General features: G+C 59.8%; 18 protein-coding genes and 1 pseudogene. 10 read left to right on the forward strand and 9 right to left on the reverse strand.

Going from position 1 to position 15,900, the window contains the following annotated elements:
- Positions 1-4: 4 nt before the first annotated feature.
- The gene (locus AC1DVE_RS22305) at positions 5-439 is read left to right on the forward strand and encodes a hypothetical protein (protein WP_223456105.1); all 435 of its coding nucleotides are present in this window, start codon (positions 5-7) and stop codon (positions 437-439) included.
- A complete protein-coding gene (locus tag AC1DVE_RS22310) occupies positions 439-843 on the forward strand; it encodes an META domain-containing protein (protein WP_223533016.1) in 405 nt (134 codons plus the stop codon). Before AC1DVE_RS22305 ends, AC1DVE_RS22310 begins: the two co-directional genes overlap by 1 nt.
- A 90-nt stretch (positions 844-933) precedes the next feature.
- Here the strand turns inward: AC1DVE_RS22310 and AC1DVE_RS22315 are convergent, their stop codons facing one another.
- Entirely contained in the window at positions 934-1,401 is a 468-nt protein-coding gene (locus tag AC1DVE_RS22315; RefSeq protein WP_150726121.1) for a TlpA disulfide reductase family protein, read from the reverse strand.
- Between the two features lie 114 nt (positions 1,402-1,515).
- Between AC1DVE_RS22315 and arsC the strand changes: the two genes are divergently transcribed.
- Genes arsC through AC1DVE_RS22330 form a run of 3 tightly spaced genes read left to right on the forward strand, consistent with a single transcriptional unit; the run spans position 1,516 to position 2,889 of the window.
- The gene (gene arsC, locus AC1DVE_RS22320; protein ID WP_085724786.1) at positions 1,516-1,869 is read left to right on the forward strand and encodes an arsenate reductase (glutaredoxin); all 354 of its coding nucleotides are present in this window, start codon (positions 1,516-1,518) and stop codon (positions 1,867-1,869) included.
- Positions 1,866-2,462, forward strand: coding sequence for an NAD(P)H:quinone oxidoreductase (gene wrbA, locus AC1DVE_RS22325; protein ID WP_095942677.1), 597 nt, complete (start codon positions 1,866-1,868; stop codon positions 2,460-2,462). Before arsC ends, wrbA begins: the two co-directional genes overlap by 4 nt.
- A 1-nt stretch (position 2,463) precedes the next feature.
- Entirely contained in the window at positions 2,464-2,889 is a 426-nt protein-coding gene (locus AC1DVE_RS22330; protein WP_223456103.1) for a DUF2069 domain-containing protein, read from the forward strand.
- Positions 2,890-2,992: 103 nt separating this feature from the next.
- On the opposite strand, the gene AC1DVE_RS22335 is transcribed toward AC1DVE_RS22330, so the two are convergent.
- Positions 2,993-3,667: a DNA-3-methyladenine glycosylase I gene (locus AC1DVE_RS22335; protein ID WP_223456102.1), complete on the reverse strand. Its 675-nt coding sequence runs from the start codon at positions 3,665-3,667 to the stop codon at positions 2,993-2,995.
- A gap of 89 nt (positions 3,668-3,756) precedes the next feature.
- Positions 3,757-4,554, reverse strand: a pseudogene (gene ttcA / locus AC1DVE_RS22340) (tRNA 2-thiocytidine(32) synthetase TtcA); the annotation flags it as partial.
- A 281-nt stretch (positions 4,555-4,835) separates the two neighbouring features.
- Between ttcA and AC1DVE_RS22345 the strand changes: the two are divergent.
- Together AC1DVE_RS22345 and AC1DVE_RS22350 are read left to right on the forward strand one after the other, a co-directional pair.
- A complete protein-coding gene (locus AC1DVE_RS22345; RefSeq protein ID WP_150726117.1) occupies positions 4,836-5,438 on the forward strand; it encodes a Yip1 family protein in 603 nt (200 codons plus the stop codon).
- Positions 5,439-5,595: 157 nt separating this feature from the next.
- Positions 5,596-6,090 (forward strand): SprT family zinc-dependent metalloprotease, encoded by a 495-nt coding sequence (locus tag AC1DVE_RS22350; RefSeq protein WP_046043022.1) that lies wholly within the window; start codon positions 5,596-5,598, stop codon positions 6,088-6,090.
- 64 nt (positions 6,091-6,154) lie between these two features.
- On the opposite strand, the gene AC1DVE_RS22355 is transcribed toward AC1DVE_RS22350, so the two are convergent.
- Entirely contained in the window at positions 6,155-7,336 is a 1,182-nt protein-coding gene (locus tag AC1DVE_RS22355) for a CaiB/BaiF CoA transferase family protein (protein ID WP_223543574.1), read from the reverse strand.
- Between the two features lie 144 nt (positions 7,337-7,480).
- Positions 7,481-8,815, reverse strand: a complete 1,335-nt coding sequence (locus AC1DVE_RS22360; protein ID WP_223456099.1) for a dicarboxylate/amino acid:cation symporter — start codon at positions 8,813-8,815, stop codon at positions 7,481-7,483.
- 338 nt (positions 8,816-9,153) lie between these two features.
- Here AC1DVE_RS22360 and AC1DVE_RS22365 point away from each other — a divergent pair, with 338 nt between their 5' ends.
- Entirely contained in the window at positions 9,154-10,152 is a 999-nt protein-coding gene (locus tag AC1DVE_RS22365; RefSeq protein ID WP_223456098.1) for an AraC family transcriptional regulator, read from the forward strand.
- Positions 10,153-10,234: 82 nt separating this feature from the next.
- On the opposite strand, the gene AC1DVE_RS22370 is transcribed toward AC1DVE_RS22365, so the two are convergent.
- From AC1DVE_RS22370 to AC1DVE_RS22385, 4 genes are all read right to left on the reverse strand, one after another.
- Positions 10,235-10,990 carry a polysaccharide deacetylase family protein gene (locus AC1DVE_RS22370; RefSeq protein WP_223456097.1) on the reverse strand — a complete coding sequence of 252 codons (756 nt, stop codon included), beginning with the start codon at positions 10,988-10,990 and terminating at the stop codon, positions 10,235-10,237.
- A 198-nt stretch (positions 10,991-11,188) separates the two neighbouring features.
- Positions 11,189-12,535, reverse strand: coding sequence for an ATP-binding protein (locus AC1DVE_RS22375; protein ID WP_223456096.1), 1,347 nt, complete (start codon positions 12,533-12,535; stop codon positions 11,189-11,191).
- Positions 12,532-13,209, reverse strand: a complete 678-nt coding sequence (locus tag AC1DVE_RS22380; RefSeq protein ID WP_008051507.1) for a response regulator transcription factor — start codon at positions 13,207-13,209, stop codon at positions 12,532-12,534. The genes AC1DVE_RS22375 and AC1DVE_RS22380 overlap by 4 nt, the downstream gene beginning before the upstream one ends.
- Positions 13,210-13,329: 120 nt before the next feature.
- Positions 13,330-13,932: a porin family protein gene (locus tag AC1DVE_RS22385; RefSeq protein ID WP_223456094.1), complete on the reverse strand. Its 603-nt coding sequence runs from the start codon at positions 13,930-13,932 to the stop codon at positions 13,330-13,332.
- Positions 13,933-14,078: 146 nt separating this feature from the next.
- On the opposite strand from AC1DVE_RS22385, the gene AC1DVE_RS22390 reads away from it, so the two are divergent.
- Both AC1DVE_RS22390 and AC1DVE_RS22395 read left to right on the forward strand, forming a co-directional pair.
- Complete coding sequence (locus AC1DVE_RS22390) at positions 14,079-14,870, forward strand: dienelactone hydrolase family protein (protein WP_223456093.1); 792 nt, start codon at positions 14,079-14,081, stop codon at positions 14,868-14,870.
- 263 nt (positions 14,871-15,133) lie between these two features.
- On the forward strand, positions 15,134-15,859 hold the full coding sequence (locus AC1DVE_RS22395) for a 4'-phosphopantetheinyl transferase family protein (RefSeq protein WP_223456092.1): 726 nt from the start codon (positions 15,134-15,136) through the stop codon (positions 15,857-15,859).
- Positions 15,860-15,900: the final 41 nt, after the last annotated feature.

A 15,900-nucleotide genomic window follows, 5' to 3' on the forward strand; every position in this document is an offset into this window, starting at 1 on the left:
ACCCATGGTCGAACACGATTTCCGCTACAGCCTGATGAACCCGCAACACACCCTCACCGAATGCCGCGCCCTGGTGCCAGGGCGTTATCAGGTCACCGGCAACGGTGGCTCGATTCGCAACAACGACGTGCTGGTCGTGACCCTCAAGGGTGCCAAGGACTTGTCCATGCGCCTGACCGTCGAAACGGTTCGCCACCTGATCAACCCGCCCGGCCAATGGGTCGCGGTGGCCAGTGGCCCGGTGTTCGGCGAACTGGCCATCCACACCTGGCAAGTGAACTGTGACAGCTGCGCCAAAGCTCTGAGCTTCGAGTTCGCCGTCGATGCCAAGCTGGGCAACAAGGCCGAAAAACCTGCCGCCACCGCGCGGATTGCCGAGCTGGGCTGGACCACCGCTGGCGAGAAACACCTGTGCCCGAAATGCCAGGAGCCTGCGTGATGAAACGCCTCGCTCTGACCACTATGGTCAGCGCCAGCCTGCTGGGTTGCGCCTCCGAGCCGGTGCAACTGCAACAGAACCGCAGCTACATTCTGGAGTGGATCGGCGAGCGGCCGTTGATGGACTACAGCCACCTGACCATCACCCTCGGCGAAGACGGCCGGGCCTACGGCAATGGCGGATGCAACCACTGGTTCGCGCCGTACACCCTCGATAGCGACAAACTGACCTTCGGCAAAATCGGCAGCACCCGCAAACTGTGCGCGCCAGCGCTGATGGAACAGGAAAAACGCTTCCTCCAGGCCCTGGAAAACGTCCAGCGCTGGGACGTCTCCCCGATCGAGCAGATGCGCTTCTGGCCAGCCGAAGGCAAGCCGCTGCGTTGGTGGCTTGAGGAGGGTTGATCCTTACTGGGTATCCCGAGAAACCTGTGGCGAGGGGGCAAGCCCCCTCACCACAAAAAGCCCCTGGCTACAGTGAAATCGATCATCTGATCAGTTTTTCGCCTGCAACGCCTCAAGCTTCGCCATCACCCCCGCCGCCGTCTGTTCACCCATCAACTGCTCACGTACCTTGCCCTTGTTATCGATGATGTACGTCACCGGCAACGCCTCGCTGCGCGGCAACTCGAACAGTTCGGAAGGGTCCTGGGCCAGCACGGTGAACCTGATCCCCAATTTCTCGCTCGCGCCCTTCAACTCTTGCCCCTGGACATTGTCGAAGTTGACCCCGAACACACCGATTTTCTTGTCCTTGAGTTGCTCTGCCAGGGTGTTCAATTCCGGGATCTCGGTACGGCAAGGCCCGCACCATTCTGCCCAGTAGTTAAGCACCAGCCATTTGCCGTCCAGGCGGTCAGAGGCGATTTTATGACCGTCCTGGTCGATGCCATAGTCATTACCGCAGCCCCCCAGCATCAACGCTCCGATGATCGTCAATGCTGCTGCCAGTCGCCTTGTCATGTCGTGTTCCTTGTCAAAAATTGATTGCGCCTGCGACCCATCGCCTCTCACGGTTCTGGATTGCGCGCTGCACAGTTAGAATAGCCGCCACCTTACGCAAGATGCGACCCGCTCATGACCGATCTGACGCTTTATCACAACCCGCGCTGCTCGAAATCCCGCGGTGCGCTCGAACTGCTTGAAGCCCGTGGCCTGACGCCGACCGTGGTCCGCTACCTGGAAACCCCGCTGGACGCCGCGCAGATTCAGAGCCTGCTGGGCAAACTCGGGATCAGCGCCCGGCAATTGCTGCGCACCGGCGAGGACGAGTACAAGACCCTCGACCTGGCTGACAACAGCCTGAGCGAAGCGCAATTGATCGCCGCCATCGCCGCCCACCCGAAACTGATGGAGCGACCGATTCTCGAAGTCGGCGACAAGGCCATCATCGGCCGCCCACCGGAACAGATCCTGGAACTGTTGCCATGAGTGCACCGTACATTCTGGTTCTGTACTACAGCCGCAGCGGCTCGACCAACGAAATGGCCCGGCAGATCGCCCGTGGCGTCGAACAGGCCGGGCTTGAGGCCCGCCTGCGCACGGTGCCGGCGATTTCCAGCGAGTGCGAAGCCGTTTCGCCGGAGATTCCCGACGAAGGTGCGCTGTATGCCAGCCTCGACGACCTGAAGAACTGCGCCGGCCTGGCGCTCGGCAGCCCGACCCGCTTCGGCAACATGGCGGCGCCGCTCAAGTACTTTCTCGATGGCACCAGCAATTTGTGGCTGACCGGCGCCCTGGTGGGCAAACCGGCGGGTGTGTTCACCTCCACCGCGAGCCTGCACGGCGGCCAGGAAACCACGCTGCTGTCGATGATGCTGCCGTTGCTGCACCACGGCATGCTGATCACCGGCCTGCCCTACAGCGAGTCGGCGCTGCTGGAAACCCAGGGCGGCGGTACGCCTTACGGCGCCAGCCACCACGCTGGTGCCGACGGCAAAAGCGGTCTGGATGCCCATGAAGTGGCGCTGTGCCGCGCGCTGGGTATGCGCCTGGCCAAGACCGCACAGAAACTGGAGAGCTGAGGTGGCCAAGAAGCCGAAGATTCTACCCGCCCTCGAATGGCTCCAACCACGCGCCAAGGCGATGCGTGCCATCAGCCTGCTGTGCTTTTTCGGCCTGGTGGGATTGCTGTGTGTTTACTACCTGGCGATTGCCGACCTGCATGGGGCACGCCCCTGGGTGATCCTGTTGATCGAACTGGTGCCATTGCTGATTCTGGCGCCGGGGATGATCATCGGCAGCCCTCGCGGGCATTCGTGGATGTGCTTTGTGGTGAACCTGTATTTCATCAAGGGTGCATTGGCGGCCTATGACCCGAACCGGCAAATCTTCGGTTTGCTGGAGATGGGTGCGAGCCTGGCGGTGTTCTGCTCGGCGCTGTTGTATGTGCGCTGGCGCTATCAGTTGAACCGTAAGCTGGCGGGTGAAGGCGAAATCTCTGTTGCCTGATCCGACGCCTTCGCGAGCAAGTCGAATCGTCGCACCGCCGCTCCCACATTGAAATGCAATCCAATGTGGGAGCGAGCCTGCTCGCGATTGGGGCGACACGGTCTTAATGATTCACTGTATAAGCCAGCATCATCGAAATCTGGCTCATCGGCCGCCCACCACTTTCTTCATGCCACTGATTGAACACGTCCTGCACCAAAGCCAGGTCGCGCAGACTGCTCGGCACCTTGTCGATGATGTCCTGCGCATTCAGCGCCGCCACCACGTCATAGCTCGGTACAAAGGTGTCCTTGCCGATCATCCGCAAGAAGCGCGGGGCTGACAGCCCGCCCAACTGATGTCCGCGTTTTTTCAGGAAGGTCCAGAGCCCGACGATATCGGTCACCGGCCAATCGGCGATCAGCGCACCGAAGCTGCCCTTTTCATGGGCCACGTCCAGTATGAACTGCGCATTGCGCGGCACGCTCTTGAGCTTGCCCAGGTGACGGATGATCCGCGTGTCCTGCATCAGCCGTTCCAGATGCTCGGCGCTCATCAGCACGACTTTTTCCGGGTCGAACTTGAAAAACACTTCTTCGAAAGCCGGCCACTTGGCATCCACCAGGCTGTGCTTGAGCCCGGCGCGAAATACACGCAGTGCCATCATCGAGAGGTAGCGATCGTCGCTGATCTTGCGCAGTTGTGCCGGAGTCTTGGGAACGGGCAGATGGGCCTCCAGTTCAGCCGCCGAACCGAAGCGGTTCAGACAGTATTCATTGAGCCACTTGTAATCGCGCATGCCCTCTCCTGAGGTAAACGAAAAACCTGTGGGAGCGAGTCTGTGGTGAGGGGGCTTGCCCCCTCACCACAGACTCCCACCCACAAAGGTGGAGCCGCGCTTTCGTCAATCTTCAGGCTGGTGAAGTCGAACAGGTTGCGGTCCGCCAGTTGCGACGGGATCACGTTCTGCAGGCTACGGAAAATGCTCTCGGTACGGCCCGGGGTCTTGCGCTCCCAGTCCAGCAGCATTTCCTTGACCACCTGACGCTGCAGGTTCTCCTGGGAACCACAGAGGTTGCACGGGATGATCGGGAATTGCTTGAAGTCCGAGTAGGCCTGGATGTCTTTTTCATTGCAGTAGGCCAGCGGGCGGATCACCACGTTGCGCCCATCGTCGGCGCGCAGCTTCGGTGGCATGGCCTTGAGCGAACCGTTGAAGAACATGTTCAGGAAGAACGTCTCGACGATGTCATCGCGGTGGTGACCGAGGGCCATCTTGGTCGCGCCGATTTCGTCGGCGAAGGTGTAGAGCGTGCCGCGACGCAGGCGCGAACACAGCGAGCAGGTGGTTTTGCCTTCCGGAATCAGTTCCTTGACCACCGAGTAAGTGTCTTTTTCGACGATGTGGTACTCGATACCCAGTTCTTTCAGGTAGGCCGGCAATACGTGCTCCGGGAAGCCCGGCTGCTTCTGGTCCATGTTCACGGCCACGATCTCGAACTTGATCGGCGCGACCTTCTGCAAGTGCATCAGCACATCGAGCATGGTGTAGCTGTCCTTGCCACCGGACAGGCAGACCATGACCTTGTCGCCGTCTTCAATCATGTTGAAATCGGCAACCGCCTCACCGGCCTGTCGGCGAAGGCGCTTTTGCAGTTTGTTCTGGTTGACCGTGAGTGTGCCCATGACGCGAAATCCGTGAGATGTGACGAAAGGCCGGCATTTTACGCAAAAACACCTCAGGGGCGAAGTGCCTCGCCAAAAGGGCTGTTCGCCACAGACCTCGCGGCGATTAACAACTGTGTTTACAGCGCGATTTGCTCTAAAGCCCCTACTCCCTCTGGGGAAACTCCTCCCTATACTGCGACATAAGGTCACGTACAAATTCAGACCTATAACTTACTTGGCCGTATTGGCCCGTAGGCGCTCCACTGGGGGGCGACGGTAAAACAAGAGGAGTGACTGGCATGATCCATCACGTAGTGGGGCTCTTCACCCACCCTGACCAAGAATGGAAAGAAATCCGTGGCGACCAGGAGGAAAGCATCAGCCACATGTACCTGACCCATACGCTGATCCTGGCGGCGATCCCCGCCGTGTCTGCCTTTATTGGCACCACACAGGTCGGCTGGGTCATCGGCAATCGGGCTCCCGTGATGCTGACCGTAGAAAGCGCGATATGGATGACGGTCATGTCCTACCTGGCGATGCTCGGTGGTGTCGCGGTAATGGGCGCATTCATCCACTGGATGGCCCGCACCTATGACGCCAACCCAAGCCTCGCCCGCTGCATTGCGTTTGCAACCTACACCGCTACACCGTTGTTCATCGGCGGCCTCGCCGCCTTGTACCCGCACTTGTGGCTGGGGATGATCGTCGGCACCGCCGCCATCTGCTACACGGTGTATTTGCTGTACGTGGGCTTGCCGACGTTCATGAACATTCCATCTGACGAGGGCTTCCTGTTTTCAAGCTCGGTGCTCGCCGTAGGCCTGGTGGTGCTGGTCGCCATCATGGCGTTCACTGTAATTGTCTGGGGACTCGGCGTGGGCCCGGTCTACACCAGTTAACCGCTCATCACTGAAAGTCAGAACTGCCGACAAAGGCCGCCGCAAGGCGGCCTTTTCATTCTTCAGCAACGAGAACGCACACGACCATTCGGCAACTTGGCGATTCGCAAGGTCCGAGGGTTGCGGCATACTCGAGTGCTCTGGAGATCCATCAAGCATGCCCGAGCAACTCAATACCCGCGTCGAAGACTGTTTCCAACTAGCCGAATCCTTTTTCAAACGACCTTTCAAGCGCCCCGTGGTGAGCCTCAAGCTGCGCGGGCAAAAAGCCGGTGTCGCGCATTTGCACGAGAACCTACTGCGCTTCAACCCGCAGCTGTACCGGGAAAACACCGAAGATTTCCTCAAGCAGACCGTGGCCCATGAAGTCGCGCACCTGATTGCCCACCAGCTGTTCGGCGACCGCATCCAGCCCCATGGCGAAGAGTGGCAATTGATCATGCGCGGTGTGTACGAACTGCCGCCCAACCGCTGCCACACCTATGACGTCAAACGCCGCAGCGTGACCCGCTACATCTACAAGTGCCCGTGCGCCGACAGCGACTTCCCGTTCTCGGCGCAGCGCCACAGCCTGGTTCGGCAAGGTCGGCGGTATTTGTGCCGACGGTGTCGCAATACCCTGGTGTTCAGTGGGGAGATGCGGGTCGAGTAGTTGGATTTTCGGTGTTTGTGACGCCGCTATCGCGAGCAGGCTCGCGATGGCGGCCTGACAGGCACTAGAGAATCACCTTGGATCGCCGCAACTCTTCAATCCTCTGCGCACTGAACCCCAACTCCCCCAACACCTGATCCGTATGTTGCCCCAACGCCGCGCCAACATGCCGGGGCTCAGGCAACCCTTGCGAAAACTTCAGCGGACAAGCCATCTGCGCCTGGGACGAGCCATCGCCACGGGGCACTTCGGTCACCAACTCCCGCGCCTGCAACTGCGGATGACGCAGCGCTTCTCCCAGGCTCAACACCGGTTCGACACAAGCATCCAGTTCGGCGAACAGCGCGCGCAAATCGGCAAAGTCATGCTTTTCGAATTCAACCTTCAGCGCGTCTTTAAGCTGTTTCTGATGCGCCGCTTGCGGTGACAGGCCGAGACCGGCCAAATCCTCCAGCCCCAACGCCGTACACAACTGCTTCATGAACGCCGGTTCCAGGCTGCCCACCGACAGCCAGCGCCCATCCCGTGAGCGGTAATAGTCATAGAAGCTACCGCCGTTGAGCACCTGGTTTTCCGGACCCGGCTCGACGCCACAGGCCAGATACCCGGCACCCGCCATCGCATTCAGGCTGAACGCGCAGTCGGTCATGCTGACATCCAGGTGCTGGCCCTGACCGGTTTGCTGCCGGGCAATGACCGCCGCCAGCAAGCCAATCACCCCGTGCAGCGAGCCACCGGCGACATCCGCCACCTGCATGCCCAATGGCAGCGGCCCACTGTTGGTTCGGCCGGTGTAACTCGCGAGCCCGGACAGGGCCAGGTAGTTGATGTCATGGCCGGCGCGGTCCTTGTAGGGGCCCGTCTGACCGTAGCCGCTGATCGACACATAAATCAGTTTCGGATTGATCGCCTTCAGGGCTTCGTAACCCAGGCCAAGACGCTCCATGACACCTGGACGGAACTGCTCGAGCACGATGTCGTAGTCCTGCAGCAACGACCTGATCACCTCCAGCGCCTCAGGCTGCTTGAGATCCAGAGCGAGGCTGCGCTTGTTGCGATTGAGGTAGGCATGACTGGCTGACACGCCTTGATCGTGGGGTGGCAACACCCGCAGCAGATCCATGCGCGTCGGTGATTCGATGCGCAGTACTTCGGCGCCCATGTCCGCCAGCAGCAACGAGGCGAACGGCCCCGGCAGCAGTGTCGAGAAATCCAGAACCTTGAGTGATGCCAGTGGACCGAGCATGAGCGTTCTCCCTTAACGATGCACCCAGACTAGGCAGCCACTGGCATTGCGGCAATCACCTTATGCGCCATGTACAGTGACCGTTACGCTCAAACGTCGGGCATGAAAAAACCCGCCGAAGCGGGTTTTTCATCAGGACAAGGCTTACTTGGCGTTAGCCGGGGCTACCTCTTCGACGTGGCCCAAAACATCGTCTTTAGGCTCGTCGGCAATGCCGCGACCGCCCGAGGCCAGCTCGGCTTGCAGCACGTCGGTGTCCAGTTCCTTGACCCACTTGGCCACAACGATGGTGGCCACGGCGTTGCCGACCAGGTTGGTCAGGGCACGGGCTTCGGACATGAAGCGGTCGATACCGAGGATCAGCGCCAGGCCGGCAACCGGCAGGTGGCCCACGGCGGACAGGGTGGCAGCCAGTACGATGAAACCGCTACCGGTTACGCCCGCAGCGCCCTTGGACGACAGCAGCAACACCACCAGCAGGGTGATCTGGTGCGTGATGTCCATGTGCGTATCGGTTGCCTGGGCAATGAACACCGCGGCCATGGTCAGGTAGATGGCGGTACCGTCGAGGTTGAACGAGTAGCCGGTCGGGATCACCAGACCCACGACAGATTTCTGCGCGCCCAGACGCTCCATCTTGATCAGCATGCGTGGCAGCACCGATTCCGAAGAAGAAGTACCCAGCACGATCAGCAGTTCTTCACGGATGTAGCGGATCATTTTCAGCACGCTGAAGCCGTGCAGGCGGGCGATGGAGCCCAGCACGACCAGGATGAACAGCAGGCAAGTGATGTAGAAGCAGGCCATCAGTTGACCCAGTTGCACCAGCGAGCCGACACCGTAGGCACCGATGGTGAAGGCCATGGCACCGAAGGCACCGATTGGCGCGAGCTTCATGATCATGTTGATGATGTTGAACATCACGTGGGCGAAGCGATCGATGAAGTCCAGCAGCGGCTTGCCGTAGGCACCCAGGCGATGCAAGGCGAAACCGAAAATCACCGAGAACATCAGCACTTGCAGGATGTCACCGGTGGCAAAGGCGCCGACGATGGTGGCCGGGATCACGTTCAGCAGGAAGCCGACGACGCTTTGGTCAGCACCGGCTGCAACATAAGCGGCAACCTTGGAGGCATCAAGGGTGGCGACGTCGATGTGCATGCCATTGCCCGGCTGCACGACGTTGACCACGACCAGACCCACCAGCAATGCGATGGTCGATACGATTTCAAAGTAAAGGAGTGCGTAACCGCCAGTCTTGCCGACTGCTTTCATGTCCTGCATGCCGGCGATACCGCTGACGACGGTGCAGAAGATGATCGGGGCGATGATCATTTTGATCAGTTTGATGAACCCGTCACCCAGTGGTTTAACGGCCACACCAAACTGTGGATAGAAGTGACCGAGTGCGATACCGATGATAATTGCAACGATCACCTGGAAATACAGGGATTTGTACAGTGGCTGACGAGTCGTCATTGCAAAGTTCCTCAAGGGTGCCCGGTGACAACATCCATCTGTTGCCCGCAACACCGCAATTGCGAACCCTCCTGCACTGGAGGGATTTGTTTTTTCGAGCTGCACAACGGCAGGCATCTGCTCGTTGTATCGCAAGGCCCGTGCCACCTTCCGCAAAATCCCTGCAAGCCTTTTGATATCCGGGGTTGCAGCGAATTCCCTGTCATCGAACGGTTACAAGCATGTGGCGGATTTCCGCCCTTCCACTAGAAGTCGTCCTGCTATTTGGCGGATATCCGCCCTGTTCATGCCCGCAGTGCGCAGCTACCATCCGTCGATCAACGATCGGATCTGCTGCCATGCGCGAACGCACCATCGCCAGTCATTTCGCCCGCGCCGCCCTCGGTGGTGCGCGTCGGCACGGCTACGAGTATTCGGGCCTGCTACAGCAACTGGGCATCAGCCCCGAGTTGCTGGACGAGCCCCGGGCACGCATCGCTCCGGAGCAATTCACCCAACTGATCCAGGCGTTATGGCTGGCACTGGATGACGAGTACCTGGGGTTCGGGCAAGCCCCAAGCAGGCCGGGCAGCTTCGCGATGATGTGCCATGCCGTGATTCACTGCCGCAACCTGGATAAGGCACTCAATCGCGGCTTATTGTTTTATAGCCTATTCTCCGGGGCTCCGCGTTTGACCCTGAGCCGCGAAGATGAATGGGTTCGCCTGAGCCTGGACGACTCGCAGCTTTGGGACCCCGATCATTTCCTCAGCGAAAGCCTGCTGGTGATCTGGCACCGTTTCGGCAGCTGGCTGATCGGCCAGCGCATTCGCCTGGAACAGGCCACGTTCAGCTACCCGCGGCCCGAACACGGCGCCGAGTACGACCTGCTGTTTTCCTGTCCGCTCGAGTTTTCCAGCCCCCAGAGCAGCCTGCTGTTTCACAGCCGCTACCTGGCGATGCCGCTGTTGCAGGATGAACGCACCCTCAAGCATTTCCTCGAGCGCTCCCCCGCCGACCTGCTCTCGCGCCCGGATGATGGCGACAGTTTGAGCAGCCGCCTGCGGCGCTTGCTCAGTCGCGACAGCTCACGCTGGCCCGACCTGGAAGCCGTGGCCGCCCACCTGCACATCAGCCCGCAGACCTTGCGCCGGCATTTGCGGGAAGAGGGCTCGAGCTTTCAGGAACTGAAGGACCAGTTGCGCCGGGACATCGCGATTTATCACCTGAGCCGCGCTGACCTGTCATTGCAACAGATCGCCGAGCAACTGGGGTTTTCCGAGCCGTCGGCGTTTCACCGGGCGTTCAAGAAGTGGACGGGGCTGACGCCGGGGGCTTATCGGGCGCAGGAGAGCTGAGTTTCAGCACCCGCGTTGCGCAGTGATCACTGGCGTCCTTGCGAACACACCCGGAAATACCCCGCCCAGGTTTTGCGAACGCTTACCCTAAAGGCGGGATGATCAGTGACAAGCCAGGATAAATTCTATCTGGATGATCCAGCACCGACCTGTTCGCATTAAAGATCAGTAGGTACCTGGCAGCATCACCATAAAACTCTCTGGCAATTTTGGACAATGTATCGCCCCTGACAACCACATACATGTTCAACTGGCTGACCGGCGGAATCGCCAGTGTGGCCGGTGATTCGAAATCCACATCGCCCAGCAGTTTTATTTGTCCGATGAACCGGCCAAGATTATTGGCCGTGGTCGCGTGTATGTCATGCATCAGCACAATGGAGTTCTTTCTGTTCCTTATTTGCTCAACACCATGGGATACCCAGCCCCCCGGTTGGTAGTTGCTGTTCCAGTCCAGGGTATCCACGCTCCAGAGAACCTGCCGGTACCCCAACTCGGCGACAGTGCGATCGACCAGCGCATCGTGAGCGCCATAAGGCGGCCTCATGATCAGGTCCGGCTGCTGGTAGGGAGCCAGTGCCTGCTCCGTCATTTTGATTTGATCGATGATGGTGTCCTTGTCCTGGCCGACCAGTCTCAGATGATCGTAAGTGTGATTGCCGATCCGGTGCCCTTCGCCCAGGATGCGCTTGATACGCTCGCCTTGCCTGGCAACCAGATTGCCAACAATAAAAAACGTTGCATTGATATCAAACAGCGCCAGTGTTTCGAGCACGGTTTCGGTCTGGGTTTGCCGAGGACCATCGTCAAACGTCAGCCAAACTTTCTTCCTTTCCATTTTTATCTCCTTTGGTGGCTTGTAACGCTTCAGCCCCTATCCACTCATGCACCAACACAGGCTCTGCGTGTGCATGTCGTCTTTAAGGCGAGGCTTATTACCTGCCACCAAACGGCTGAACGCCAACAAAACATTGTTGCCGGTCGTTTAACGCTTGATACCTATAGCGGCCGGAAAAGACCACTATCAGAGACCCGTTCAAACCGCCGGAAAATGAATCCGGAACGCCGCTCCGCCCATCGGTGAATCGCCCAAGGTCAGCTTCGCGCTGTAGCTCTCGATGATGTCCTTGACCACCGCCAGGCCAATGCCCTGCCCCGGATGCTGGCGGTCCAGGCGCTCTCCGCGCTCGAGAATCCGTGAGCGCTGATCCTGTGGTACGCCGGGGCCGTCGTCCTCGACACACAACTCGGTGCCGCTGAGGGTTTCACGCACACTGATGCGTATTTCGCCCAGGCACAGGCGATAGGCGTTTTCCAGCAGGTTGCCCATCATCTCCAACAGAGCGCCCTGCTCGATCGGTACGTAGCACGGGTCGGGCAAATCGAACGCGACGTGCACGTGCTTGTCGCGATAGACCTTGTCCAGCGTGTCGCACAGGCTTTTCAGCACCGGCCGCAAGTGCACCTGATGACGTACCAATCCGCTTTTGCGCAGGCTGGCGCGCTGCAGCTGGTAGCTGATCTGTTGGCTCATGCGTTCGATCTGGGTTTGCAGCACCCAGGCCTGATCGCGATCCTCTGGACGCTGGGCCATGTCCTCACTAACGCCTTGCAACACCGCCAGTGGCGTTTTCAGACTATGGGCCAGGTCGTCGAGGGAATCACGATAGCGACTGCGCTGCTCACGCTCACTGTGCAGCAATCGGTTGAGGGAACCGGTCAGGCGCAGCAATTCCCGGGGATGTTCCTCACTGAGGCTTTCGCGGGTGCCACCTTCGATCTGGTCCAGTTCCTGGCTCAAGCGCCGCAATGCCTGCAAGCCCCAGGTCAGACCGATCCACAGCAACGCCAGCAGCACCAGCAGTGCCGCGCCAAAACCCAGATAGAGATTTTCCCGCAGACCTTCGAGAGTCAGCTCGTACTCGCGAACCGGTTGCAGCGCCACGATGCTGAAGGCCGCACTTTTGCCGCCGAGCAACTTGACCTCGACGTCGTAGACGAAGAACTCCTGGCCATTGGCTTCGCGGATCCGCGCAAACTCGCTGCCACGTCCGTCGTAGCGCGGCTTGTAATTGATGCGTTCTTCCTGGGTCGCCTTCGAACGCCAGACCAGATGCCCTTCACGGTCATAGATGTAGCCTAGCAATCGGCTGTCGGTGAGGTTGAAGCGCTCGTCGGGCAATTGCGCCGGCATCTGCAGGCTGTTGTTCTCCACCCGGGCGGCCGAGATCAGCGTAGTCACGTCGGATGCCAGGCGCTGCTCGATGGAGTCCTGCAGCGCCAGGCTGAAGGCACCCTGCATCGCCGGCAGCAACGCCAACATGAACAACACTGCCAACAGTGTGGCGGCGAGCATCAAGCGAATGCGCAGCGAACGGATCAAGTGCAACGCTCATTGAACAGGTAGCCCAGGCCGCGCACGGTGTCGATCGGCTTGAACCCGCCCGGTCCCTCCAGTTTGCGGCGCAGACGGCCGACCAGCACCTCGATCACATTCGGATCACGCTCGTCGTCATCCGGGTAGAGCTGTTCCATCAAGCGGTCCTTGGGTACCACTTGCTGATGGTGACGCATCAGGTATTCGAGAATACGGTACTCATACGCGGTCAGTGCCAGCGGCTGTTCGTCGAGAGACGCCTGCTTGCGATTCAGGTCCAGCAGCAATGGACCGGCAACGATGGTCGACTGGGTGAAACCACTGGAACGGCGCAGCAAGGCATTCAGGCGGGCCTCCAGCTCTTCGAACTGGAATGGCTTGACCAGGTAATCGTCGGCACCGGCGGCCAGGCCTTCGACCTTGTCCTGCCAGTTGCCGCGCGCAGTGAGGATCAGGATCGGGAAGCTCTTGCCACTTGAACGCAACTGGCGGATCAGGTCGAGCCCGCTCATGCCCGGCAGACCAAGGTCGATCACCGCCAGGTCAAAGTTGAACTGTGCGGTCTGATACAGCGCCTCCTCGGCGTTGGCCACGGACTCGACCACGTGGCCGCTCTCCGTCAGGCGGGTTTGCAGGTGATGACGCAGCAGCGCTTCATCTTCGACAACCAGCAGTTTCATAACGCTCTCCCGGGCAAATCAACATCTCCAGAGGCACAACGTCGCACCTCAATAGCTAACATGGCAACGCCGGATCAGTCACTCGGGCTGATCCGGCGCAGGCCGTTCACGAAACGCTTGTCAGAAAGCGTAGTTGGCGGACAGGTAAGTCTGGGCGCTGCTGGTCAGGTCCAGTGACCCCTGCTTGCTGCCGCCGCGCTCACTCATCTCGGTGCTGGCGTTGCTGCGCAGGTAACGGTAACCCAGTTCAACCGAGGTGTTCTGCGAAACCTGTTGCAGCACCCCCACCTGGCCACCGATGGCGTAGCCGATATCGCTGTCGCGGCTGAAGCCTGGCGACTCCTGAGTCATTTTGGTCAGGCCGGCCGTGGCGCCACCAAACAGCCTGGTGCTGCCGCCCACCGGGTAAAACAGATCGTAGCTGCCCAGGAGGTTTTCCTGACGCAGTTTAATGCCGTTGTGCGAGCCCGACACATTGTCGTAAGTGGCGTAGTAGCGGCCCTTGGTGTTTTGCTGGCCCAGACGAACACCCCAGGTGGTGTCCTTGCCGATCACGCCATCGGCGTTCGGGTGATTGAGGTTATCGTTCAAGGCGTGGGATTTTTTGACCTTGTCGCTGGTCTGTCCAAGAGTAAGGCTGGCGAAGTTGTCGTCGGACGCGAAAGCCGCGGTGCTTGCGCCCAGAACCGCGAATGCCAGAAGCAGTTTTTTGAATCCAGTCATTGGGGAGTTTCCTCATGTGCCGTTTGTTTTTTGGGTACGGGGCAAGGTTACGCACCGCGCCCTGAACTCCCCCTGAACACACTCTGAACCTGGGCTGAACCGGCCCGTCCCGAATCATTCGACACGTTTCAACAGGAGTTCCGACCATGCGCATGTTCCTCGCCGTCCTCCTGCTGGCCTTGAGCGGGCTCAGCCAGGCCGCCATCCAGACCCGGGAAATCCCCTACCAAAGTGCCGATGGCACGAAAATGATCGGCTATTACGCTTATGACGATGCCATCAAAGGCCCGCGCCCCGGGGTCCTGGTGGTACATGAGTTCTGGGGCCTGAACGACTACGCCAAGCGTCGCGCCCGGGATCTCGCCGGCCTGGGCTACAGCGCCCTGGCCATTGACATGTATGGCGATGGCAAAAATACCGAGCACCCCAAGGACGCCATGGCCTTCATGCAAGCCGTGGCGAAAGACAGTGCCGTGTCGAGCGCGAGGTTTCAGGCCGGGCTCGACCTGCTGAAAAAACAACCACAGACCGACCCGCATAAAATTGCCGCCATCGGCTACTGCTTTGGCGGCGCCGTGGTGCTCAATGCCGCAAGACAGGGCGTGCCATTGGCAAGTGTGGTGAGTTCCCACGGAGCGCTGGCGACCAATACGCCGGCGACGCCAGGCAGCGTCAAGGCGAAGATCCTTGTGGAACACGGGGCGCTGGACAGCATCGTCACCCCGGAAAACATCACGGCTTTCAAGAGTGAGATGGACAAGGCCGGCGACGACTACCAATTCGTCAGCCTCGACGGCGCCAGGCACGGCTTCACCAACCCGGATGCCGATCGACTGGGCCATGGCGACCATGGCGGACCGGACATTGGCTACAACAAGGCCGCGGATGAAAAATCCTGGGCGGACATGCAGGCGTTTTTCAAGAAGATCTTCAGCTGAAACTCAACTATTGAGGAAAAGCACATCTCCCTGTGGCGAGGAAGCTTGTCGGATCGCCGCACCGTCCCGCTCGGCTGCGAAGCAGTCGTAAATTCGGTAAACACCGTATGTCTGACAAATCTCGGTTGCAGGTTTTGGGGTGGCTCCGCCACCCAACGGGGTGGTGCGGCATTCCGACAAGCCCCCTCGCCACAGCAAGCTCCCTCGCCACAAAAGCCATCTGCCACTACCCAGCCTCAAGCCAACCCGGCAAAATGCCTGATATGAATTCAACCCCCGTCCTGCCCGTCTGCTGCACGCCCCTCGATGACCATTGGCCGCTGCCGTTTGTGCTGCCCGATACGGTCCTGCTGAGTACTCACTTCGATAGCGCCCGACTGGCCAGCGATGACTTTCAGCGCAGCGCTGTCGAAGCGCCGGCGAGCATTCAGCGCTCTGTCGCCAAACGGCAGGCGGAGTTTCTCGCCGGGCGGGTGTGTGCCCGGGCCGCGCTACAGCGACTGGAAGGCTTGAGCTTCATTCCGGCCATCGGTGAAGACCGGGCACCGGTCTGGCCTGCTCATATCGCAGGCTCGATCACCCACAGCACTGGCCGGGCCGCGGCGATCGTGGCGAACAAAAGTCATTGGCGCGGCCTGGGCATGGACCTGGAAAACCTGCTCAATGCCGAACGGGCCGAACGCCTGGCCGGGGAAATCCTCAATCCGCCGGAGCTACAGCGCATGGCGGCCGGTGATCACGATCAAAGGGCGTTGCTGGTCACCCTGACTTTCTCGGTCAAGGAAAGCCTGTTCAAGGCGCTCTATCCGATCGTTCAGCAACGCTTTTATTTCGAACATGCCGAAGTGCTGGAGTGGAGTGAGTCGGGTGAGGTGCGGTTGCGATTGCTCACTGATCTGTCCAGCGAATGGCGCAATGGCACCGAGCTGGATGCGCAGTTCGGGGTCAAGGATGGGCAGTTGTTGAGTCTGGTCAGCATCAAGGCCTGAAGTCTTTGGCGCCTGTCAGGCCTGCTCGCGATGGGGCCATA

It is taken from the genome of Pseudomonas sp. P4_B4, assembly GCF_056402255.1.